A 22085-nucleotide genomic window follows, 5' to 3' on the forward strand; every position below is an offset into this window, starting at 1 on the left:
TCTCTCATGACATCTACACCTGACAAAGCCGTCGACCACGCCCGCGCCGCCCTGCCCCGGTACGGACAGATGCTGGGCCCTGAAGCCCAGGGAATCCTGGTTCTCGACGAATTCATTATCGATCCAGCCGCCGCACGCAAGGATCAGCACCGGTTCCGCGACGGCATGGCCGCCGTGGCCCGGACGGTCCGCCGCATTGCTGCCCTCAGGGTAGTCATCGCACTCGTGGCTATTGGAAACCTGCCCCTGTTCCTGCTCGCCAGCGGCTGGTGGATCTACGGTGTTTCGCTGACCCTCGTGGTTGCAGTGCACGCCGCCGTGACGCTGCTCAACCGGCACGAGCCGCGGCTAAAGCAGCGGTCCGCGCTGGAACTGCACATGCACCGCGAACGCAGCGCCAACTACCGCAAGCTGCGCGACGCCGTGAAGTACATGATCGACACCCCCACCCGGATGAACGAGCACCTCTACCTGGAGTTGCTGGCCGTCAAGCGGGTTGCCCTGAACCTTGCGCATGGCACCGTCGCCTTGCTGGATACCAGCGATGAGTCCGCCTGGAAGGTACGGATCGTCCGCGAGCTCCCTGCCAGCTGACCTGCTGAGGCCTGCTGAAGCCTGTTGGCCACTGCGGCAGCGGCCCGCTGATTTAAAGTACGACGCCGGCACATCCCTTGTGGGGGTGTGCCGGCGTCGTTCTTTGGTCAACGGAATTTGTCTATCGCCGACCTGCCTGTGTCGCCTTGGAAAGGCGGGGCGGCTAAGGGCCGCTGGTGAAACGTCCGCTGCTGTTAGGCGGGGAGCTGGATGACCTGTCCCTCGAACACGAGGTTCGGATCCGAAATGGTGTCCAGGTTGGCGTCGGCAAGGTGCTGCCAGCCACCCTGGATACCCAGCTTCTGGGCAACGATGCTCAAGGTGTCGCCGGCCTGCAGGGTGTAGGTCTCGCCGCTGAGCGGAACCGAGGTGGCGTGCCGCGGCGCTGGTGCCTGCTTGACCGGTGCGCTCTGGACCGGCGCGCTTTGGACCTTGGTGCTCTGGACCGGTGCGCTCTGTACGGGGGCGCTCTGGACCGGTGCTCCGCCGCCGCCGCTCAGTCCAAGCTGGGACGCGCAGGACGGCCAGGCGCCCCACCCCTGGGAGGCCTGCACCCGCTCGGCAACTGCGATCTGCTGTTCGCGGCTGGCGTTCTCAGGGGACCCGGTTCCGCCGTAGGCGGACCAGGTACTGGAGGTGAACTGCAGGCCGCCGGAGAAGCCGTTGCCCGTGTTGGTGGACCAGTTGCCGCCGCTCTCGCATTGGGCGAGTGCATCCCAGGTGGACGTGGGGGTTGCTGCGTTGGCCGCCGTGGCTGAGAGGGCCAAACCTGCCGCGGAGACGGCGGCCAGGGTGACTCCGCGGCGTGCGGCAGTACGGAATTTGGTGTTTTTCATGATGGTGATGCTCCTGAAGGCCACCTGCGCTGGTTCCGTCCCCGGAGATCGTCGCGCCACTGCCCGCCCCTGACGAATAGAGGTCATTGTCGGTGGCTGCCGCTGGGCAGTTCTGGTGGAGGCAGCACCGGGCAATCAAGAAGCCCGCCGAACGGGCATGCATTTCACGCTAAGACATCGTTTGGTCGTTATCAAATCGAGATTCCAGCGGGCGTGTTGAGTGTGGGGCATGGCACCCCGCGCGATGCCTGGCCCACCGCCTCAATGAGCACGGGCAGGCGCAAAACCGGGAGGGGCACTATCCTGACCGGATGGACAACTTTCCCGGCGGCAGCACCATGCCCGAAACCGAAACGGACACCGCGGAACCTGCGGTCCCTGCCAAGCCCCTCCCGGTGGCCGAACTGCACCTGCACATCGAAGGCACGCTGCAGCCCGAGCTCATCTTTGCCCTGGCCGAGCGCAACGGCATTGAGCTGCCGTACTCCGGGCTGGAGGAACTCCGCGAAAAGTATGAGTTCACGGACCTGCAGTCCTTCCTGGACCTCTACTACGCCAACATGGCCGTGCTGCGCACCGAGCAGGACTTCGCGGACATGACCCGGGCGTACCTGGAACGGGCTGCTGCCGCCGGGGTCCGCCACGCGGAAATCATGATGGACCCGCAGGCGCACCTCTCCCGCGGCATTCCGCTGGAGGCGTGCGTCAACGGGGTGGCCTCGGTGCTGGCAACGTCGGAGGAGGACTACGGCATCTCCACCGTCCTGATCGCTGCCTTCCTGCGCGATCTGCCGGAGGAATCGGCACTGGAAGTCCTGGGCCGGCTGCTGGCCATGGACGCACCCATCGGCGCCATCGGGCTGGACTCGGCCGAGGTGGGAAACCCGCCTTCCAAGTTTGAGCGGCTGTATGCGAAGGCGCGTGAAGCAGGCCTGCGGCTGACGGCGCACGCGGGGGAGGAGGGCCCGGCGTCGTATATCACCGAAGCCCTGGACATCCTGGGCGTGGAGCGGATCGACCACGGCATCCGCTGCATGGACGATCCCGACCTTGTGGAGCGCCTTGTGGACGCCCGCATTCCCCTGACCGTCTGCCCGCTGTCCAACGTCAGGCTCCGTGCCGTTGACACCCTGGCCGACCATCCATTGCCCGCCATGCTGGCCGCCGGACTGAATGTTTCGGTCAACTCGGACGATCCTGCCTACTTTGGCGGCTACGTGGATGACAATTTTGCGCAACTCACCTCGGTGTTTGACCTCTCCGATTTCGACAGGGCGCGCCTGGCAGCGAACTCCATCCACTCTTCCTTCGCGTCGGAGGAACGGAAGGCGGAGCTGGTGGCGGAGTTGAACGGCAGGGAAGTGGCCGACTGACCGCTGCTGTGTCGGGCGCAACGGCAGGGCTTTCTGCCCGGTAAACTAGGTGCCGCAGGCGTGTCTGGGGAGTGCAAGGCAGCACCCATGTCAGCGCTTCAGGGTTATGCAGACAGCCCTTACCCGAGACCTCCGCCTCACTTGCGGCACCATCCGCTTCACAGTCGGTCACGACACGCAGAGTTAACCAATTAAAGTCGCGCGATTTAATGGGCAGTTGGCAAGATGCCTAAGACCGATCGCTTTTATATAAGGGGAATCATGGCCAAGTCCACCGCAGAAAACACTTACCTTCGACTCAAGACCGTCCTGGATGTCCTGACCGAAGGCGTGTGGTCAGGCGATGCACTGAATGCAGGCCAGGTCCTGGCGGAGGCAACCGCCCGCGTGCCGTTCAACGACCATGAGGCCGAACTCCTCAGCGGCGGCATCCCGCGCGGCCACAAGACCCTCACTTCGGCCACCGCCAAGCTGGTCAAGGCCGGCTGGCTGGTCAAGGGCCGCTCCGGCTGGACCATCACGGAGGATGGCATGCGCGCCACAGTCGCCTTCCCTGACGCAGACTCCTTCGGTGCAGCGCTCGACGCCGGCACTCCCGTCCCTGCCGGCACCCCGGTTCCCACGGCTCCGGCAGGCTTTGTCCGCCCGGTCTCCGCCGCCGCGGCAACGCTGGAGGTTCCGGCCAAGGAGGAGGCGCCGAAGAAGACCGCCCGGAAGACCCCGGCGAAGAAGGCTGCCTCCGCTGTGGGCAAGGCAGCCAAGGCGATCGAAGACGCTGTCGAGCCCGTGGTGAAAGCCGTCCGCAAGGGCAAGTCTCCGGCCAAGGATGCAGCTGCGCCGGCCGCTGCCGATGCTGCTGCCGAGCCCCTGGAAGGGCCCGATGTCGAAACCCTGCCGCAGCCCGAAGCTGTGGCCGTGGCCGGTGACTTCAACACCATTCTGGGCGCCCCGGAGAACTGGGCGCCGCAGTACGACGAAGCCCAGATGGAGTTCGACTTCCTGGACCAGCTGTGGAAGAAGAGCGCCGAGCTTCCCGCCGGCTACTACACGTTCAAGATCGCACTGAACCGCTCCTGGACCGAGAACTATGGTGCCTTCGGCACGTTCGATGGCCCCAACCACGAACTGCACCACACCGGCGGAACCGTGACCATCCGCTACAACCACGCCACGCGCGACATCACCATCAACTAGGCGGCGCCCCTCCTCCCAACTGGGTAGCGCCAAGTGTTGTTCTGGAGGCTCAGAGCGACACTTGCTGCTATCTGGTTGGGCGGGGACGGCCAGTCCGGAGAAGGAGCACCATGGGCAGGCATGAACGCCCGGCGCGGGATGACTCAGCACCGGGCAGTTCCCTGCAGGAATCTGTGCGGCTGGACGCCCGGGTGTTCGGGATGGTCCAGGGTGTGGGCTTCCGCTACTGGACCATGGGCATGGCCGAGGAGCTGGGGCTGTCAGGCCAGGTGAAAAACCTCGACGACGGCTCGGTTTCCGTGACTGCAGAAGGGCCCAGGCAGCAGGTCCAGGAGCTCCTGGACTGGTTGAACTCGGACCGGACTCCCGGCCAGGTGGACCGGGTGGATGGTTCGATGTCCAAGGCCGGGGGGAATTTCCGCGGCTTCCGGGTGGGCTGACGCCTTTACTTCCTATTCCCGGGGGCTGAGTCCGATAAAGGCTCCGAGCTCCTCCAGCGCGGCGGGCTTATGCGGCATGTAGCTGGTGAGCTCCGGGGAGCGGATGATGACGGCGCGCCACTGGCCACGGGAAACCGCCACGTTGATGCGGTTCCGGTTCAGCAGGAACTCTGCGCCGCGCGGTGCCTCGGCCACCGCTGAGCAAGCCATGGAGACCAGCACCACAGGAGCTTCCTGGCCCTGGAACTTGTCCACGGTGCCAACACGGACCTCGGACAGGCCGGCTTCGGCCAGGTGCTTGCGGATCAGGTGGACCTGGGCGTTGTAGGCAGCAACCACCAGCAGGTCCTGCTGCTCCAGGGGGCGGGATTCGCTCCCCGGGCCGCTGGTCCACTTCAAACCGAGATGGCGGCGGGCCTGGCGCACCACTTCCTCCGCCTCCTCCCTGGACGCTGTGGCGTTGCCCGCGTGGTTGACCAGGACCGTCTCCACGCCCGGCGCCAGCTGCTCCAGTTCGCGGAGGGACGCGGCAGGAGCAGAGTGCAGCTTTCCTTCGTAGCTGAGAGTGGATACTGCCCGGCACAGCTCCGGATGCATCCGCCAGGTGTCGGCAAGGAAGTAGCCCAGGCTCGCGGGAAGGGTGGCATGCCCGGCCGCGAGCCAGCCCAGGGCTGACTCATCCACAGGTTCCGGGTGCGCGCCCTGCGTGACCTGCGGGAGCTGCTGGGGGTCACCCAAAAGGAGCAACCGCGAACCGGCGCGGCTGACCGCGAGGGTGTTGGCCAGCGAGAACTGCCCGGCCTCGTCAATGACCAGGAGATCAAGAGACCCGGCGGGGACTTCCTTGCCCGTCATGGTCCACGCGGTGCCGCCCACCAGGCATCCGCCCGGAGACGTCAGCAGGCGGCCCACGTCGCCTTCGGAAGTGAACGCCCAGGGAACGTGGTGCGGGGAAGCCAGTTTCTTGCCAACCACCTGCGGGTCCACGCCGCCGGTCTCAATGGCCCGGCACAGCAGGTTTTCCACCACGTTGTGCGACTGGCCCACCACACCGATCTTCCAGCCCTGGGCGACGAGCCTGCCGATAACGTGGGCGCCGACGAAGGTCTTGCCCGTGCCGGGAGGCCCTTGGACGGCCAGATAGGAGTGGTCCAGGTCAAGCAGTGACTCAGCAATGGCCCCTGCATAGTCGGCGGCACCATCGTCACCGTGCTGCACTTCCGCTGGCCGTTGCCGCGAGCGGAACCGCGGCGGCAGCTTGCGCAGGATGTCCAGGCCCGGCTGCGCGGGGAGGGACGGCACGGAGGAGCCGACGGTCCGGGCTATCTCCGCGATGGCGGCTTCAATGCTGGCCGTGGCCAAGGGCTGGTCCTCGGTCAGGGCTACCGGCAGGTGCGGGTAGGCCTGGACCTTTCCGCTCTCCCGCTCCGCAATGGTGATCAGGTGTTCCGGGCTGTCCGGCGCGGCTTCCAGCTCACTGATCCTGGTCCCGAACGTGTAGGCCCTGGTCCCGGGTGCGGCCTCGGGGGCGGTCATGCCGTCAGGGCCGGGCGCGTCATAGAGCCGGCACCAGTTGGAATCGGGGCGGAAGTCGGAGCCTTCCGTCATGGTGCCGCGGAGCTTCAGGACGCGCGTGCGCATCCGTTCCCTTGGCTTGGCCAGGGCCCAGTCCGACAGGACTTCCGCCGAGGACACGACGAACACGTTCCGCTGGTCGGACCAGCTATCCAACGGTGCCTCGACACGGTCGAAGTGCTGCCACCAGAACTGCTTGCGTTCGCGGCGGTGGTAGCCGGTAGCGGCGGCAACCATGGCAATGGCGCGCTCGTCATCGGTCCAGGGGCGGTTGTCCGGCAGGCCTGCAAGATACTCGCGCAGGCTCCCTTCCTCAGGCCACCCGTCCGCAGGGGATGCCTCATCAGTTGCAGCTCCTGCCCTGGCCGGTACCCGGGCTTGCCCGGCCACAGCATCCGGGCCACCTGCAGCATCAAGCGTTCCAACCGCCTCACGGCCACGCTCCCCGGAGGCCCTGGCTTCCTGACCCAGCCCAAGCAACCAGTCGCGCAGCCGAAGGGTGGAGAGGCAGTCGTACTGGTTGTAGTCGGAAATCGAGGCAAGGATCGTGTCGGCTTCGTCTCCGTTCCCCTCGTCACGGGCGGCGCAGTAGCCGGCATAGGCCACCACGGAGGCGCCGGCGTCCTTGACGTCACCGGACCGCAGGTTGTCTCCCATGTACAGCGGTTCCAGCTTCTTGATGGAGTACGACGCCTCCGAGATCCGGATGGAGTGCCGGACCGTTGCGTACAGGTCCACCAGCAGGCCCTGCCGCAGCCAGTCGTCCACGATCTCCTCGCCGGCCTGGTGCGCGAGGGAGAGATTCCGCAGTGCCGTTTTCTCGTATGGGGCGTAGTGGTAGACATGCATCTCCGGATACCTGGCACGCCGCTGCTCCACATAGTCCAGGAAGTCCAGGAAGGCGCGGCGTTCCCCGGAACGGGAGTGCGCCCAGAACGGACGGAACACCGGCTCGCTTTCCACGCCCGCCACCGGGGCCTCGATGACGCCGAAGAGATACTCAATGCCCCAGGCGCCGGTGGCCGGGTCCTGCCACAGCGGATCGCCCTCAAAGTCGAAGAAGATGTCCCCGGCGCTTGGAGCAGGAAGCGCTCGGATGGTGTTGTCCGGCAGCACCGTGTAGGAGACCGTGTGCGGCTGGCCATCCTTGGTAAACGTCCGCGAGCCGGTCGGCTGGTCCAGGCCCAGCTGCATCCGTGCCTGCGCCCGGAGCCGGACCACTGAGCTCCTGGCGTCGCCGGCCGGCATGGACGCCAGTTCATCGATGGTTGTGATGCCCGCTGCATGGAGTTTCCGCCGCTGGACCACAGACATGCCAGCCACCATCAGCAGGTCCCTGTGCAGCGTTACCTGCTCGGAGCAGTAGTCGCAGCGCCCGCAGTGCACAACTCCGGGCTGCTGCCACTGCGCGGGAGCATCAGAGGCGCGGTGGCTGGCTGTGAGGCGGCCGAAGCGCCGCCGTCGCTCGCGGAAGACGGGCAGCAGGTCCGGCAGGGAGTGGCTGCTTCGCAGCCAGTCGTCGCCGATGCGCGTGCCGAGCACCAGCGTGACGACGGGGGAAGGGTCAAGCCCCATTCCGAGGAGCTGGTCGCCGTAGGCGGCAAGCTGCAGGAGGGCTCCCACCTTGGCGTGGCGCGCCAGCTTGGTGTCCCAGACTTCGTAACGGCCGGGGTTTCCCGTACCGGCGGCCTCATTGACCAGGAAGTCGGCGTAGCCCAGGAATTCGCCGTCGAAGAAGGTGGCCTGGAAGACGACGTCCGCTCCGGATCTTAGGGCGAGTTCGGTCTCTGCATGTTTAGCCTGCAGCTCGCCACGCAGGTTCTCGCCGCGCTCCAGCGAGTAGACGCCCGACCCGCGGCTGGCATCCCATTCGCCGTACTTGGCCACCAGGCTTGCGAGCACGGTCTGCTCGTGCCGATCGCCCAGCTTACCGGCACGCCTCTGCATCTCATCAGTGGGGAATTCTGCCTTGGGAGCGCGTCCCAGCTTTTCGTCCAGGATGCGGAGGGTGCGGTATTCACACTCGGATGCCGCAACAAGGTCGCTGGCAGAAAAGACCAGGTCCGGCGGCGCAGCGGATCCGTCATGACCAACGGCAGCGTCCAGCAGAAACACGGGGCCTCCCCAACTGTTTGCGGGCCCGGAGACGGTTCCCCTAGCCTGGAATCAAACCTAGCAAGAGGGACTGACAAACAGACGCGGCGTCAGGACATGCGCCGCTTGCTCCCGGCGGGAAACTGGGCGGGCGTCCAGCTACGCGAGGCGCGCAACGCTCCGCCGGGAGGGACGCTGGGCCGCGCCGTCGGAGAACAGTTCCGGAGTGGATTCCTGGATCCGCTGGACATCCTCGAAGACCGCGCGCAGGTGAAGCCGCAGGCTGCTGTCGGCATCGGAAAGGTCGTTGGCTTCGAGCGCGTCCACCACCGCCCTGTGCTGCCCGATCAGCGTGGAAACGGGCCGGGTGTCCAGCAGGCTCATCCGGCGCGCCCGATCCAGATGCGCCTTGGCCGAGTTGACCGCGCCCCAGGCGGACCCGTGTCCTGCCAGGCGCAGGAGTTCCCGGTGGAAGTCCTCGTCCAAGCGGAAGAATTCCTCCACGTCACCGGCAGCGTCAGCATCGGTCTGTGCCTGGAGGATTGCCCGCAGGCTGGCGATGCCCGCGGGATCTACGGCAAGATCGCGAAGCGACGCGCACTCGATGGCCTCGCGAATGAACTGCGCTTCGGAGACGCGCGCCAGGTCCACCAGCGAGACGAAGGATCCGATCTGGGGAAAAACCTGAACCAGACCTTCCTCCCGAAGCAGGATGAGGCTTTCGCGCACCGGCGTGCGGCTAACTCCCAGTTCCTGCGCCAATTCGTTCTCAGACAGGGGCTCCCCGGGTGGCAGTTGCAGCGAGATGATCCGGCTGCGGAGCGTCTCCAGCGTTTGATCGCGCACCGAAAGCCGGGGGGAAGCACCTCTTTTGTCCGTTGCCATGCCATCAGTCTAGACCGTTGACACACTAGAATGGTAGTGCTTGTATGGTAGTAGAAAACAGCGTGCTGCCGGTCACCGACGCTCACGACGCAAGGCTTCCACCCGCCAGCCCACCGCCTTTTCACTGTTTGCATTCCCCTTCATACTCCTCACTCCCGTTCGACAGCATCACCTGCAAAGGAGCAACTGATGACCGAAAGCATTGCCCCACCCACCAGCAGCCGGGCCGAGGCCCGCAACACCCGCGACCTTGCCAAGGTGGCCGTCTCCGGCTGGCTCGGGACGGCCATGGAATTCATGGACTTCCAGCTCTACTCCCTCGCAGCGGCCATCGTCTTTAACAAGATCTTCTTCCCCGATGTCAGCCCGGTTATCGGGCTGATTGCCGCTATGGCCACCTACGGCGTGGGGTACGTCGCCCGGCTCTTCGGCGCCGTCTACTTTGGCCGCATGGGTGACCGGATCGGCCGCAAGAAGGTCCTGTACATCACCATCGCCTTGATGGGCGCCTCCACCACCCTGATCGGTGTTCTGCCCACCTACGCCATGGTGGGCATCTGGGCGCCCATCCTCCTGGTGGCACTGCGCCTTATCCAGGGCTTCGGAGCCGGCGCGGAAATCGCGGGCGCAACGGTCATGCTGGCGGAATTCGCATCGGCGCGCCGGCGCGGCATCATTTCCTCCCTGGTTTGCCTTGGCACCAACTCCGGAACCCTTGGCGCCTCTGCGCTGTGGGCCATCCTGGTCAGCTCGCTGTCGCAGGAGGACCTGTTGAGCTGGGGCTGGCGCATTCCGTTCCTGGCCAGCTTCGTGATCATGCTGTTCGCCATCTGGATCCGCCGCTCCATCAAGGAAAGCCCAATCTTTGAACAGCGTGCCGACGTGGTTGACGGCGTGGCCCTCACCAAGGACAAGATCAGGAGCGCCGCCAAGGCTCCCGAGCTCACCGGCGCCAGCACCATCGAAGCTGCCCTGCACCAGAAGAAGGGCAAGGCGTTCCTGATCGCCCTGGGCCTGCGCTTCGGCCAGGCCGGCAACTCCGGACTGGTACAGACCTTCCTGGTGGGCTACCTGGCCACCGTCCTGCTCACGGACAAGAGCGTGGGCACCAACGCGATTATGTACGGCTCGCTCCTCGGCTTCGTCACCATCCCGCTGGTTGGCCTCCTCGGCGACCGCTTCGGCCGCCGCCCGCTGTACCTGGTGCTCAGCGCCCTCACCGCCGTCTACGCCATCCCGATGATGCTCATGATCACCAGCGGCAACCCCACTGTCATCACCATTGCCATGGTCATCGGACTGAACCTCGGCGTGCTGAGCCTGTTCGCCATGGAAAGCGTCACCATGGCGGAGTTCTTCGGCGCCCGTACCCGCTTCACCCAACTGGCCCTCGCCAAGGAAATCGGCGGCATCCTCGCCACAGCCATCGGCCCGCTGCTGGCAGCCACCCTCACCGCAGTCACCGGACACTGGTGGCCGCTGGCCGCAATGCTCATCGGCTACTCGCTGATCACCCTGGTCTCCGCAGCCGTTGGCCCCGAGGTCCGTGGCCGCGACATGGTCCGGCTCGAGGACGCCGTATGAAAGCTGTTGTTGTCCACGGCGCCAATGACCTGCGCATCGATGACCGGCCGGAGCCGGTTGCCGGCCCGGGAGAGGTAGTGCTCGACGTCGAATGGGGCGGCATCTGCGGAAGCGACCTTTCGTACTGGCGCCACGGAGCGTCCGGGACGGCGGCGCTGAAGTCACCGCTCGTCCTGGGGCACGAGGTTTCGGGCCGGATCGCACAGCTGGGTGCCGGCGTCGACCACCTCGAGGTGGGCCAGCCCGTAACGGTGCACCCTGCCGAACTCGTGGGCGACGGCACCTTGCCGGAGCGCCTGCGGGGGCGGACCAACCTCTACCCGCAGATCCGCTACTTCGGCTCGGCGGCGTTCGACCCCCACACCGACGGCGGGTTCAGCGAGCGGAAGCTCGCCAAGGCGTTCCAGGTCCGTCCGCTGCCCGCCGGAGTGGACACGCTGCGCGGGGCACTGGCCGAACCGCTCGCCGTCGCCATGCATGCCGTCAGCCGCGCCGGCAGCCTTCAAGGCCGCGACGTGCTGGTCAACGGTGCCGGGCCCATCGGGTCGCTGGTCACCGCGGCCGCCAAGTACGCCGGAGCACGGACCGTGATTGCCACCGACATCAGCGATGCGTCCCTCCGGATTGCCCAGGCCATGGGCGCAGACGAGGTGCTCAACGTTTCGGACAACCCGCTTCCGGCTGACATGGAGCTAGTCTTCGAGGCCACCGGGATCCCGGCTGTCCTGGGCGGAGTCCTGCGTGCTACTGCCCGGGGCGGCACCATCGTTCAGGTGGGCAACTTGCCCGGCACGCCGGCAGCTTCCGCGCTGGGGGACCTGGTCACCCGGGAGATCACCTGGATCGGGTCCTACCGGTTCGTGGACGAGATCACCGATGCGCTGCGCGCCATGGCGAGCGGGCTGGACGTCTCGCCTATCATCACCCACAAGTTCGGCATTGACGAGGCACAGCAGGCCATGCAAACCGCAGCGGACCAAACCGCGGGCAGCAGCAAGGTCATGCTCCGGCTCAGCACGGACTGACAAACCACTTTAACCAAGCAGCAGTAGGTGCTCGTTTTGAGCCTTCACAACGAGCACCTACTGCTGCCGAACACCGCATACCACCATAAGAAGGACTCCCAGTGAAGATCACCGACGCACGGGTTGTGGTTTCGTCGCCCGGACGGAACTACGTCACGCTCGTAATTGAAACCGAGGACGGCATCACCGGCATCGGCGACGCCACCCTTAACGGTCGCGAGCTGGCAGTAGCCTCCTACCTCTCCGAGCACCTCTGCCCGCTGCTCATTGGGCGCGACGCCCGGCGCATCGAGGATGCCTGGCAGTACTTCTACAAGGGCGCCTACTGGCGCCGTGGACCGGTGACCATGACAGCTATCGCGGCCATCGACGTCGCGCTCTGGGACATCAAGGGCAAGGCCGCCGGCATGCCCGTCTATGAACTCCTGGGCGGAGCGGCCCGTGAGGGCGTGATGGTCTACGGCCATGCCAGCGGCACCACGCTTGAAGACCTCAGTGCAGACTTCCAGCACCACCTGGACCTTGGCTACAAGGCCATCCGCGCCCAAGCGGCCGTGCCGGGCCTGGACAAGACCTACGGCATCGCCCCTGTGGACGGAAAGCTGTACGAGCCCGCCAGCGGCAACGTGCCCCAGGAAGACGCCTGGGAAACCACCGCCTACCTGGACTTTGCCCCGAAAATGATGGCGCACGTCCGCGAGCAGTTCGGCTACGGCGTCCACGTCCTGCACGACGTCCACCACCGGCTGACCCCCATCGAGGCCGGCCGGCTCGGCGCCTCGCTGGAGCAGTACCGGCCCTTCTGGATCGAGGATCCAACCCCGGCAGAGGACCAGTCCGCGTTCCGGCTGATCCGCCAGCACACCACCACGCCCATCGCCGTGGGGGAGGTGTTCAACTCCATCTGGGACTGCCAGCAGCTCATCACCGAACGCCTGATCGACTACATCCGGACCTCCGTCTCGCACGCCGGCGGCATCACGCACCTGCGCCGCATCTTTTCGCTGGCTGACCTCTACGGCGTCCGCTCGGGATCCCACGGCGCCGGCGACCTGTCCCCGGCCTCATTCGCAGCTGCGCTGCACGTTGACATGAGCATTCCCAACTTCGGCATCCAGGAATACATGGGCCACCGCGACCCCGCAGGCGAAGTCTTCAAGACCTCCTACACGTTCACCGACGGCTACATGCACCCCGGCGACGCCCCCGGGCTGGGCGTGGAGTTCAACGAGGAAGCCGCCGCACGGTTCCCCTTCGACCCCAAGTACCTGCCGGTCAATCGGCGCCTGGACGGATCGGTGCACGACTGGTGAACACTGCAGCCCACGAAGCCTATGACGTGGTGGTGATGGGGGAGATCCTCGTCGAAGTCGCCACCGACCAGCCCTTCGCCCACGGCGTTCCCGCGCAGCTGGGCATTTCCGGCGATGCGCTCAACGTCGCAGCGGCCGCAGCGTCGGCCGGCGCACGCGTGGCCTTGCTGTCCGTGCTGACCGACGACGACTTAGGCCAGGCAATCGCCGCCCGGATCGCGGAGCTGGGTATCTCCACGGCGCTCCTGAAGTTCCGCACGGGACAGCAGGGCGTTTACCTGGTGCACAGCGACCCCGACGGCGAGCGCGAGTTCTCCTACGCCCGCAGCGGCAGCGTGGGTTCCACCTTGGGACCGGACGACGTCGACCCGGAAGTTTTCACCGCGGCAGGTGCCGTTGTGGCGGGCGGGATTGCCTGCGCCATTTCGACGACGGCACGCGCCGCCGTCGTCAAAGCCGCCTCCCTGGCCGCACGCTTTGTTTACGATCCCAACTTCCGGCCCCGCCTCACCACTGTGGCGGACGCGGCGGCGGCACTGACCGAACTTGCCCCTCAGGCCTTCCTGGTGACGCCCTCCTTCCCCGGCGAGACGGCTGCCCTGATGGGGGTGTCCTCCGCGGACGAAGCGGCGGCAACACTGCGCTCGCTGGGGGCCGCAAATGTAGCTGTCACCTGCGGCGCCAAGGGCGTCCAGCTCGAATGGGCCGGCGAAACCGGCCGGCAGTCCGCCTGGGTTCCGGCCATTCCGGCACCCGCGGTCGTCGACCAGACCGGCGCCGGTGACGCGTTCGTCGGAACTCTGACCGCACGCCTGGTGCTCGGCGACGACTTCCCGACGGCGGCCCGGTACGGCGCGGCCGCATCCTCCCTGGTGGTGGGCGGCAAGGGCGGAACCGGCCTCATCCCCACGTTCGAGCAGACCCGGGCCCATGCCGCGGTCCGCCCGGTGGAAGGGACTGTGTCATCGAACGCCTGAGCAGCTCCGCCCTGGCGGCCAGCGGCCGGAAACCTGCCCTGGAGAGGGACCAGCTGCGGCCAGGCATCGTCCACCTGGGCCTGGGTGCCTTCGCCCGGGCCCACACCGCAGTCTTCACCGAGGACGCCATGCTGGCCGCCGACGATCCCCAGTGGGGGATCGTCGGCGTCACCCAGCGCTCCGACGCCGTGGCCCGGCAGCTCGTTCCGCAGGACGGGCTCTTCACCGTCGCCGAGCGCGGCGAAGGCTCAGCCCCGGCACGCGTGGTCTCCAGCATCATCGAAGCCCTCTCCGGACGGGACAACCCGGAACGGGTGGTGGAACGGATTGCCGCCCCGGACACAAAGATTGTCACCCTCACCATCACGGAAAAGGGATACCGGTTCGATCCGCAAACGCGGACGCTCGACTTGGAAGACCCGGAAGTCCAGGCCGACCTCGCCGGGCGTCCGCCGCACACGGCAATTGGGCAGATCGTCCGCGGACTGCAACAACGCGCACTGACTGGTGCCGGCCCGGTCACAGTGCTGTCCTGCGACAACCTGCCCGGCAACGGCGAACTGACTGCTGCTTTGGCCAGGGACTTCGCCACCGCCCTGCCCGCACCCGAAAGCGGACCCCTGCTGGCCTGGCTGGCAGGAAACGCAACCTTCCCCAGCACCATGGTGGACCGGATGGTACCGGCCACCACTGAAGGCGACCTGGCCGCCGTCGAACATGAACTCGGCCTGCGGGACGAGGCCGCCGTGGTGGCTGAACCCTTCAAACAGTGGGTCATGGAGGACAACTTCGCCGCCGGCCGTCCGCGCTGGGAGGACGCCGGCGCGCTCTTCAGCCGCGACGTGGCCGCGTGGGAGGCAGCCAAGCTGCGGCTGCTCAACGCCAGCCACTCCATGCTCGCCTACCTTGGCCTCGCCGCGGGCAAGGAAACCATCAGCGATGCCGTGGCCGTGGACTCGTACCGCTTTGCCTGCCGGCGCATGATGCTTGAGGAAGCACTGCCGAGCATCAGCCTTCCTGCCGGCCTGGACGGGGAGCAATACTGCGATGAGGTGCTCCGCCGCTTCGCCAACCCGGCACTCGGCCACACAACGGCCAAGGTTGGCAGCGACGGCTCACAGAAAGTCGGGCTGAGGCTGCTGACGACCGCCAGAGGAACGCTCGACGCCGGCCGCGAACCGAAGTGGGCTGCGCTCGCCGTCGCCGCGTGGATGCACCACGTGGCCACCACCCCGGAAACGGACCTGAACGATCCCTTGGCGAAGGAGCTTCAGGGCGTCCTTCCCCAGACCCGCACCGCAGACACCGTGGTGCCGGCCCTGCTCGGGTTCCGGCCCGTCGTCGAACCCGGCCTCGCCGGGCACCAAGGCTTCCAGAGCCTGCTCCTGCACTGGTACCGCATCATCGACACCAACGGGCCGGAAGGCCTGGGAAATGAGATCAACCATGGCTGACACCTCCGGCGTCCTCCGCACTTCACCCGTCATCCCGGTGGTCACCATCGACGACCCCCAGGATGCGGTGCCCCTGGCCCGTGCCCTGGTGGACGGCGGCGTGAAGATCATCGAGCTGACACTCCGCACCGATTCCGCGCTGACCTCGCTGAAGCTGATCGCCGAGGAAGTGCCGGACATCCTGGTGGGCGCAGGCACCATCCTGACCCCCGTCCAGGCCGACGCCGCCGTGCAGGCGGGTGCCAAGTTCCTCGTCAGCCCCGGGGTCACCCCAGCCCTGCTCACCCACATGCTGTCGCTGCAGGTCCCGGTGCTGCCCGGCGTCGCCACGGTGGGGGAGGTCATGGCCGTCCTGGAGCAGGGCCTTGACGCCATGAAGTTCTTCCCGGCTGGTCCGGCGGGGGGTCCGTCCTACCTGGCCGCAATCGGCGCACCCATCCCGCATGTGCAGTTCTGCCCCACCGGCGGCATCAGCCTGGCCAGCGCGCCGGACTACCTCAAGCTGCCCAACGTGGACTGTGTGGGCGGCAGCTGGCTCGCCCCGGCCGACGCCCTGGCCGCGAAGGACTGGGCCCGGATCACCACCCTTGCCAGGGGCGCGGCCGCCCTCGCCCGGTAAGTCAGCTCTCTGCGGCGGCGGCCCGCACCTGGGCCTTGTCGTGCTCGTCGTGGGCCTTCCGGATCAGGTCCAGGAACTCGGTTTCGTTGCGGACCAGCCTCTTGTACTTCTCGGGGAGCTTGCGGATTTGGTCCTCCTCGCGGACCATCCGGGCAAAGATCTTGTCCCGCTCCGCCATGTCCGTCTCATAGTTGAGGTCCACGTACTCGGTCGCATGCCGCCGGGCCCCGGAGACGGCGTTCTTGGCCTTGCCCTTGGGGCTGAAGACGGACGCCAGGATGGTAACCACCAGCACGCCAAGGATCACGCTGAGTGACACGCCGGTACTGACCTCCACCACGTTAACGTGCTTTCCGTCGTTGATGAACGGCAGGGTGTTCTCATGGAGGGCGTGCAGGATGAGCTTCACGCCGATGAATCCGAGGATGACGGCCAGGCCGTACGAAAGGAAGATGAGCCGGTCCAGCAGGCCGTCGATCAGGAAGAACAGCTGGCGAAGGCCCATCAGGGAAAAAGCGGTGGCAGTGAAAACGATGAAGACGTTCTGCGTCAGGCCGAAGATTGCCGGGATTGAGTCCAGGGCGAACAGGATGTCCGTGCCACCAATAGCCACCATGACCAGCAGCATCGGCGTCAGGACCCGCTTGCCGTTCTCCACCGTGAAGAGCTTGTCGCCGTCGTAGTGTTCGGACGCCGGCAGGAGTTTCTTTGCAAGCCGGACCACCAGGCCGTCGGAGTCGTCGTCGTGGCTGTCCGGCTTGAGCAGGTTTCCGGCCGTGACCAGGAGGATGAGCCCGAAGATGTAGAACACCCATGCGAAACTGTTGATCAGCGCCGCGCCCAGGAAGATGAACGCCGTGCGCGCGATCAGGGAGAACACAATGCCGAACAGCAGCACCTTCTGCTGGTCCGCCCGGGGCACCTTAAAGCTGGCCATGATGATAAGGAAGACGAAAAGGTTGTCCACGGACAACGCCTTCTCCGTGACATAGCCGGCGAAGTACTCAGTGCCCATGTCGGGTCCGCCGAACAGCAGCACACCCAGCCCGAACACCACCGCGATGGTCACATAGATGGCGGACCAGGTGGCGGATTCCTTGAGGGAAGGGGTGTGGGCTTTGCGGACGTGGAAAAAGAAATCGAAGGCCAGCAGCCCTATGATTCCCGCAATGGTCAGGGTCCAGACATAAGCAGGTACTTCCACGCGGCGGGCCTTTCGTCGGAGCGGTCCACCCAGCCTACCTAAGCGGGCTTGAGGAGTTGGTGCTCCACGACGGCGGACCGGGACAGCGTCTTGTACCCTTCCTGCTCGAAGAGCACCGTGATGACATCGTCCTCGTGCCGCATGACCAGGCCCGGTCCCCACTCCTTGTGGACCACCGTGGACTGCAGCGGGAAAGGCTCGTCGGCGGCGGTAGCCGGCGCCCCGGCGTCGGACGTCTTCTTGCCCCGGTGCCCTTTCCCGGACTGCTCCGTCCCCTGCTCCGCTGCGTCCTCCCGCAAGCCGGCAGCGGCCGTGCACCCATCGCAGTTCCCGCACGGCTCCGGCAGGTCCTCGCCAAAGTAGCCCAGCAGGAACTGCCGCCGGCAGCCGTCCGTCTCCGCGTAGGCACGCATCATGGTGAGCCGGGAATGGTCCACCCGCTGCCGGGCCTCGGCGAGTTCGACGGCGTCGCCCACCAGTGTGGGCAGCTTGGCTTTGGACACCAGCCGGATTCCCCGTTTGCCGGTGCTGACCGCGCCAATCTCCTCGAGCTGGTTCACCAGACCCGTGATGCGCCGGGCGGGGAACCCGGTCAGCTCTGCCAGGGACGACTTGGGCGCAGGGGCCGTGGCCGACTTGAGAATCTTCAGCACCGCAAGGAGCGACTCGGGATCAGTGGAGTGGGTGCCGAAGAATTTCCGCAGGCCCAGGTCCTCGGAGCGGTAATGCAGCACCGCGGAGGCAGGCTCGCCGTCCCTTCCTGCCCGTCCGATCTCCTGGTAGTAGGAGTCCAGCGACTCGGGAATGTCGGCGTGGACCACGAAGCGGACATTGGGCTTGTCGATACCCATGCCGAACGCGGTGGTGGCGACCACGACATCCAGCTTGTCGTTCAAAAACAGCTCGTGGATGTGTTCCCGGTCCCGGGCGGAACGGCCCGCGTGATACGCCTCGGCACGCAGCCCCTCCTTGGCCAGCTTTGCCGCGTATTTCTCCGTGTCTTTACGGGTGGCAGCGTAGAGGAGGCCCTGCCCCTTCCTCGCCAGGCCAGCTACCTGCTCCAGTACGGCCTTGCGCTTGCCCTTGTCTTCATGGTGCCGCACCACGTCCAGGGCGATGTTGGGCCGGTCGAAGCCATGGACCAGGACCAGGGGGTCCTTCATGCCCAGCCGTTCCACGATTTCGTCCCGCACGGGCGGGGAGGCGGTAGCGGTCAAAGCGGCCACGGGCGGGTTTCCCAGCTGCTCGCGGACGTTGCCGAGGGCCAGGTAGTCCGGGCGGAAGTCGTGGCCCCAGGAGGACACGCAGTGGGCCTCGTCCACCACGAACAGTGAGATATCAAGGGCTTTGATCCGGTCCACGGTCGACTGCTTGGCCAGCTGCTCCGGGGCGAGGAACAGGAACACAGCCTTGCCGTCCTCGGCGGCCTGCCACGAGGCCTCGACTTCGGTGACGCTGTGCGAGGAGTTGATGGCCACCGCGGCGTCCGGCCCCAGTATCTGGGACAGGCCATCCAACTGGTCCTCCTGCAGGGCGATCAGCGGTGAAACCACGACGGCGGGACGTCCCGTTGCCTTGTGCAGGAGCAGGGCTGCGACCTGGTAGATAGCTGATTTGCCGTAGCCCGTGGGCATGACGGCCAGGACGTCGCGGCGGTTGGCGAGGGCGTCCATGCCGGCCAATTGTCCGTCCCGAAGGTCCGGCAGGTTGAAGGATGAAGCAGCAAGGGCCCGGAGGGCGGGTTCGTCGGACATGAAAAGTGGCTCCGCACAGAAGAAAACCGGGGCCGCTTGCTTCAGCCGTAGGACCACCCTACGCCAGCCCCGCCCGCCGTCGTAAAATCCGGGCCTGTGTGGAAAACCGCTGGCAAGGAGCGCCGGCGCCGGACGCCGGCGCTCCTTCCCGGACGGGCGTTGCTCTACGAGTCGATGGTGGACATATTCGGGTAGCGGGCGCCCGCAGTGGACCCCGCCGGTGCCAGCTGGTCCAGTAACTGAAGCTCGTCCTGGGTAAGATCCACGTCCACGGCGCCCAGGTTCTCGCGCAGCCGTTCGCGCTTCTTGGTGCCCGGGATCGGGACAATATGCTCACCCTGCGCCAGAAGCCAGGCGAGGGCCAGCTGGCCGGGGGTGCACTGTTTCCGGTCCGCCAGCTCCTTGACCCGGTCCACGAGTTCCAGGTTCCGGGTGAAGTTTTCGCCCTGGAACCGCGGGGAGTGCCGGCGGAAGTCGTCCTGGGCGAAGTCGTCCACACTGCGGATCTGCCCCGTGAGGAAGCCGCGGCCAAGCGGGCTGTAGGGCACAAAGCCGATGCCCAGCTCCGCGAGCACGGGAAACACCTTGGTCTCGGGCTCCCGCTCCCATAGTGAGTATTCGGTCTGCAGCGCGGTGATGGGGTGCACGGCATGGGCCCGCCGGATGGTCCCGGCGGATGCTTCGGACAGGCCAAGGTGCCGGACCTTCCCCGCTTGGACCAGCTCCGCCATGGCCCCCACCGTGTCCTCGATGGGTACGGTCTTGTCCACCCGGTGCTGGTAGTAGAGATCGATGTGGTCCACACCCAGCCTCTGAAGGCTGGCGTCGCAGGCGGACCGGACGTATTCGGGCCGGCCGTTGATGCCCACCCAGGAACCATCCTCGCGGCGTTCGTTGCCAAACTTGGTGGCGAGTACAACGTCCCCACGGCGGCCGGCAATGGCACGGCCCACCAGTTTTTCATTTGTGAAGGGGCCGTACATGTCTGCCGTGTCCAGCAGGGATCCGCCGGCGTCCAGGAACTCGTGGATGGTGGCAGTCGACTCGTGCTCGTCGCCGTCACCGTAGAACTCGCTCATGCCCATGCAGCCAAGGCCAAGGGTGGAGACTGTCAGTTGTCCAATAGTGCGCGTTTTCATGCCGTTCTCCTCAACGGTAGAACTTGCCTGGGAACCGGCCAGCCTGCTTGCGCGGAGCCGGTGGTGCAGCGTACGCCACTATAGGCGCTTCCCCTGTGGAATGCTGCCGTAAACAAGGGGCTCTTACCCCTAGACCGCTTAGGGGGCCGTGCCTAGACTGGGCGAATCCCCACCCGGGAACCGGTACCTGACCATGCCAAACATCAGGACGCACCAATCGGCCAGGGCTGTTGCCCATTCGGGATGTCCCACCTACCCAGATCACGGCCGTCCCACCGGACGCCTGACTACAGGAGCGATAGATGACAGGGAACAAAGCCGTTGCCTACAAGGAAGCCGGCAAGGTCGAAGTAATTGACATTGATTATCCAACGTTCGAGCTTAAGGACGGGCCAGGGGTCAACCCCGCCAACGTAGGGCGCCCGGTCAACCATGGGGTCATCCTCAAGACGGTGGCCACCAACATTTGCGGCTCGGACCAGCACATGGTCCGCGGCCGCACCACGGCTCCGCCCAACCTGGTGCTGGGCCACGAGATCACCGGCGAAGTGGTGGAGGTGGGCCGCGACGTCGAGTTCATCAAGGTGGGCGACCTCTGCTCGGTCCCCTTCAACATCGCCTGCGGCCGCTGCCGGAACTGCAAGGAGCGCAAGACCGGCATCTGCCTGAATGTGAACCCCGCCCGCCCCGGCGCCGCGTACGGATACGTGGACATGGGCGGCTGGGTTGGCGGCCAGGCCAACTACGTGCTGGTTCCGTACGCGGACTGGAACCTGTTGAAGTTCCCGGACAAGGACCGGGCCATGGAGAAAATCATGGACCTGGCCATGCTCTCGGACATCTTCCCCACAGGGTTCCACGGTGCAGTATCGGCAGGTGTGGGCGTGGGCTCCACCGTGTACATTGCCGGGGCCGGTCCGGTGGGCCTCGCAGCGGCCACCAGCGCGCACCTGCTGGGGGCCGCCGTCGTGATTGTGGGCGACATGAACGAAGACCGGCTGGCCCGGGCGCGCAGCTTTGGCTGTGAGACCGTGGACCTGACCAAGGGTGAGCCGAAGGACCAGATCGAGCAGATCCTCGGCGTCCCGGAGGTGGACTGCGGCGTCGACGCCGTAGGGTTCGAGGCGAAGGGCCACGGCCACGACGCCAAGGAGGCACCGGCGACGGTCCTGAACTCCCTCATGGAGCTGACGGCCGCCGGCGGAGCGCTTGGCATCCCCGGCCTTTATGTCACCGGCGACCCGGGCGGCATTGACGAGGCCGCCAAGAAGGGTGCCCTGTCCCTGAGCCTCGGCACCGGCTGGGCAAAGTCGCTGAGCTTCACCACCGGCCAGTGCCCGGTGATGAAGTACAACCGCCAGCTGATGATGGCCATCCTCAACGACAAGGTCAGCATCGCCAAGAACGTCAACGCCAAGGCCATCCCGCTGGAGGAGGCACCGAAGGGCTACGCGGAGTTCGACGCCGGCGCAGCCACTAAGTACGTCCTCAACCCGAACGGCTACTTGAGCTGACGCGGCGGTGGGCGGGGATGTCGCCAAGGATCTCTTGCTTGCGGAAATAAGTGCTGCCCGGGCCGGGTTAGGCTTTGCACGGTCAGCACCAACCCGCAACTGAAGGAGTTTCCCTTGAGCGACATCACCGTCCGCCACACCCCTGGGCGAGAACGCTTCGAGATCCTCGACGCCGGCAACGTGATCGGCAAGGCGGCGTACAAGGATTACGACGGCGGGGAGTCGCCGCAGCGGATTTTCTACCACACCGTGATCAACGAGGAATACGGCGGGCAGGGCCTGGCCGGCCGCCTCGCCACCACTGCCCTGGACAGCACAGTGGAGGCCGGCATCGGCATCGTCCCGGTGTGCCCGTTCATCAAGAAATTCCTGGCCAAACACCCGGAATACATGGGCAGCGTGGTGGCCGTTGCACCGGCCCACCTGGAATTCCTGGAGACCGCGATCGCCGCCCGCACCCGCGGCTAGCTTTCGACGCGCAAAGTGGGTTCCCGACGCGCACATTGATTCC

Annotated in this window: 18 protein-coding genes; 12 read left to right on the top strand and 6 right to left on the bottom strand. The window is 66.2% G+C overall.

The annotated features are described in order from the left end of the window. Positions 1–6 precede the first annotated feature (6 nt). Positions 7–594 carry a hypothetical protein gene (locus ACTAQI_RS21385; protein ID WP_457948589.1) on the top strand — a complete coding sequence of 196 codons (588 nt, stop codon included), beginning with the start codon at positions 7–9 and terminating at the stop codon, positions 592–594. Positions 595–788: 194 nt separating this feature from the next. On the opposite strand, the gene ACTAQI_RS21390 is transcribed toward ACTAQI_RS21385, so the two are convergent. Continuing rightward, positions 789–1430, bottom strand: coding sequence for a transglycosylase family protein (locus ACTAQI_RS21390; protein ID WP_457948590.1), 642 nt, complete (start codon positions 1428–1430; stop codon positions 789–791). 311 nt (positions 1431–1741) lie between these two features. On the opposite strand from ACTAQI_RS21390, the gene ACTAQI_RS21395 reads away from it, so the two are divergent. The 3 genes from ACTAQI_RS21395 (at position 1742) to ACTAQI_RS21405 (ending at position 4437) form a co-directional block, all read left to right on the top strand. Next, on the top strand, positions 1742–2803 hold the full coding sequence (locus tag ACTAQI_RS21395) for an adenosine deaminase (RefSeq protein ID WP_457948591.1): 1062 nt from the start codon (positions 1742–1744) through the stop codon (positions 2801–2803). A gap of 261 nt (positions 2804–3064) precedes the next feature. After that, positions 3065–3997 carry a pullulanase X25 domain-containing protein gene (locus ACTAQI_RS21400; RefSeq protein ID WP_457948592.1) on the top strand — a complete coding sequence of 311 codons (933 nt, stop codon included), beginning with the start codon at positions 3065–3067 and terminating at the stop codon, positions 3995–3997. Positions 3998–4107: 110 nt separating this feature from the next. Then, the gene (locus ACTAQI_RS21405) at positions 4108–4437 is read left to right on the top strand and encodes an acylphosphatase (protein WP_457948593.1); all 330 of its coding nucleotides are present in this window, start codon (positions 4108–4110) and stop codon (positions 4435–4437) included. Between the two features lie 12 nt (positions 4438–4449). Here the strand turns inward: ACTAQI_RS21405 and ACTAQI_RS21410 are convergent, their stop codons facing one another. Together ACTAQI_RS21410 and ACTAQI_RS21415 are read right to left on the bottom strand one after the other, a co-directional pair. Further along, positions 4450–8127 carry a TM0106 family RecB-like putative nuclease gene (locus ACTAQI_RS21410; RefSeq protein ID WP_457948594.1) on the bottom strand — a complete coding sequence of 1226 codons (3678 nt, stop codon included), beginning with the start codon at positions 8125–8127 and terminating at the stop codon, positions 4450–4452. Between the two features lie 138 nt (positions 8128–8265). After that, entirely contained in the window at positions 8266–8991 is a 726-nt protein-coding gene (locus ACTAQI_RS21415) for a GntR family transcriptional regulator (RefSeq protein WP_457948595.1), read from the bottom strand. A gap of 189 nt (positions 8992–9180) precedes the next feature. Here ACTAQI_RS21415 and ACTAQI_RS21420 point away from each other — a divergent pair, with 189 nt between their 5' ends. The 6 genes from ACTAQI_RS21420 to eda all read left to right on the top strand — a co-directional run bounded on the left by ACTAQI_RS21420 (position 9181) and on the right by eda (position 15963). Further along, positions 9181–10575 (top strand): MFS transporter, encoded by a 1395-nt coding sequence (locus ACTAQI_RS21420; RefSeq protein WP_457948596.1) that lies wholly within the window; start codon positions 9181–9183, stop codon positions 10573–10575. Continuing rightward, the gene (locus ACTAQI_RS21425) at positions 10572–11600 is read left to right on the top strand and encodes an L-idonate 5-dehydrogenase (RefSeq protein ID WP_457948597.1); all 1029 of its coding nucleotides are present in this window, start codon (positions 10572–10574) and stop codon (positions 11598–11600) included. The genes ACTAQI_RS21420 and ACTAQI_RS21425 overlap by 4 nt, the downstream gene beginning before the upstream one ends. Before the next feature lie 101 nt (positions 11601–11701). Next, the gene (gene manD / locus ACTAQI_RS21430; protein ID WP_457948599.1) at positions 11702–12913 is read left to right on the top strand and encodes a D-mannonate dehydratase ManD; all 1212 of its coding nucleotides are present in this window, start codon (positions 11702–11704) and stop codon (positions 12911–12913) included. Then, positions 12910–13890, top strand: a complete 981-nt coding sequence (locus tag ACTAQI_RS21435; RefSeq protein ID WP_457948600.1) for a PfkB family carbohydrate kinase — start codon at positions 12910–12912, stop codon at positions 13888–13890. The genes manD and ACTAQI_RS21435 overlap by 4 nt, the downstream gene beginning before the upstream one ends. A gap of 74 nt (positions 13891–13964) precedes the next feature. After that, the gene (locus ACTAQI_RS21440; RefSeq protein ID WP_457951128.1) at positions 13965–15344 is read left to right on the top strand and encodes a mannitol dehydrogenase family protein; all 1380 of its coding nucleotides are present in this window, start codon (positions 13965–13967) and stop codon (positions 15342–15344) included. Beyond that, the gene (eda, locus tag ACTAQI_RS21445; RefSeq protein ID WP_457948602.1) at positions 15337–15963 is read left to right on the top strand and encodes a bifunctional 4-hydroxy-2-oxoglutarate aldolase/2-dehydro-3-deoxy-phosphogluconate aldolase; all 627 of its coding nucleotides are present in this window, start codon (positions 15337–15339) and stop codon (positions 15961–15963) included. Before ACTAQI_RS21440 ends, eda begins: the two co-directional genes overlap by 8 nt. Position 15964: 1 nt before the next feature. Here eda and ACTAQI_RS21450 read toward each other — a convergent pair whose 3' ends face one another. The 3 genes from ACTAQI_RS21450 to ACTAQI_RS21460 all read right to left on the bottom strand — a co-directional run bounded on the left by ACTAQI_RS21450 (position 15965) and on the right by ACTAQI_RS21460 (position 20060). Then, entirely contained in the window at positions 15965–17167 is a 1203-nt protein-coding gene (locus ACTAQI_RS21450; RefSeq protein ID WP_457948604.1) for a TerC family protein, read from the bottom strand. Positions 17168–17205: 38 nt separating this feature from the next. Further along, positions 17206–18921, bottom strand: coding sequence for a RecQ family ATP-dependent DNA helicase (locus tag ACTAQI_RS21455; protein WP_457948605.1), 1716 nt, complete (start codon positions 18919–18921; stop codon positions 17206–17208). A gap of 164 nt (positions 18922–19085) precedes the next feature. Then, entirely contained in the window at positions 19086–20060 is a 975-nt protein-coding gene (locus ACTAQI_RS21460; RefSeq protein WP_457948607.1) for an aldo/keto reductase, read from the bottom strand. Positions 20061–20362: 302 nt separating this feature from the next. Between ACTAQI_RS21460 and fdhA the strand changes: the two genes are divergently transcribed. Together fdhA and ACTAQI_RS21470 are read left to right on the top strand one after the other, a co-directional pair. Beyond that, the gene (fdhA, locus tag ACTAQI_RS21465; protein ID WP_457948609.1) at positions 20363–21574 is read left to right on the top strand and encodes a formaldehyde dehydrogenase, glutathione-independent; all 1212 of its coding nucleotides are present in this window, start codon (positions 20363–20365) and stop codon (positions 21572–21574) included. 114 nt (positions 21575–21688) lie between these two features. Then, entirely contained in the window at positions 21689–22042 is a 354-nt protein-coding gene (locus ACTAQI_RS21470; protein ID WP_457948610.1) for a GNAT family N-acetyltransferase, read from the top strand. Positions 22043–22085: the final 43 nt, after the last annotated feature.

The sequence above is a fragment of the Pseudarthrobacter sp. alpha12b genome (genome assembly GCF_054130495.1).

Bases quoted from the DNA above. Each gene is read 5' to 3' on its own strand.
- ACTAQI_RS21420 (WP_457948596.1), top strand. From the start codon at position 9,181: ATGACCGAAAGCATTGCCCCACCCACCAGCAGCCGGGCCGAGGCCCGC.
- ACTAQI_RS21455 (WP_457948605.1), bottom strand. From the start codon at position 18,921: ATGTCCGACGAACCCGCCCTCCGGGCCCTTGCTGCTTCATCCTTCAAC.
- ACTAQI_RS21405 (WP_457948593.1), top strand. From the start codon at position 4,108: ATGGGCAGGCATGAACGCCCGGCGCGGGATGACTCAGCACCGGGCAGT.
- ACTAQI_RS21390 (WP_457948590.1), bottom strand. From the start codon at position 1,430: ATGAAAAACACCAAATTCCGTACTGCCGCACGCCGCGGAGTCACCCTG.
- eda (WP_457948602.1), top strand. From the start codon at position 15,337: ATGGCTGACACCTCCGGCGTCCTCCGCACTTCACCCGTCATCCCGGTG.
- ACTAQI_RS21425 (WP_457948597.1), top strand. From the start codon at position 10,572: ATGAAAGCTGTTGTTGTCCACGGCGCCAATGACCTGCGCATCGATGAC.
- ACTAQI_RS21415 (WP_457948595.1), bottom strand. From the start codon at position 8,991: ATGGCAACGGACAAAAGAGGTGCTTCCCCCCGGCTTTCGGTGCGCGAT.
- ACTAQI_RS21385 (WP_457948589.1), top strand. From the start codon at position 7: ATGACATCTACACCTGACAAAGCCGTCGACCACGCCCGCGCCGCCCTG.
- ACTAQI_RS21395 (WP_457948591.1), top strand. From the start codon at position 1,742: ATGGACAACTTTCCCGGCGGCAGCACCATGCCCGAAACCGAAACGGAC.
- ACTAQI_RS21460 (WP_457948607.1), bottom strand. From the start codon at position 20,060: ATGAAAACGCGCACTATTGGACAACTGACAGTCTCCACCCTTGGCCTT.
- fdhA (WP_457948609.1), top strand. From the start codon at position 20,363: ATGACAGGGAACAAAGCCGTTGCCTACAAGGAAGCCGGCAAGGTCGAA.
- ACTAQI_RS21400 (WP_457948592.1), top strand. From the start codon at position 3,065: ATGGCCAAGTCCACCGCAGAAAACACTTACCTTCGACTCAAGACCGTC.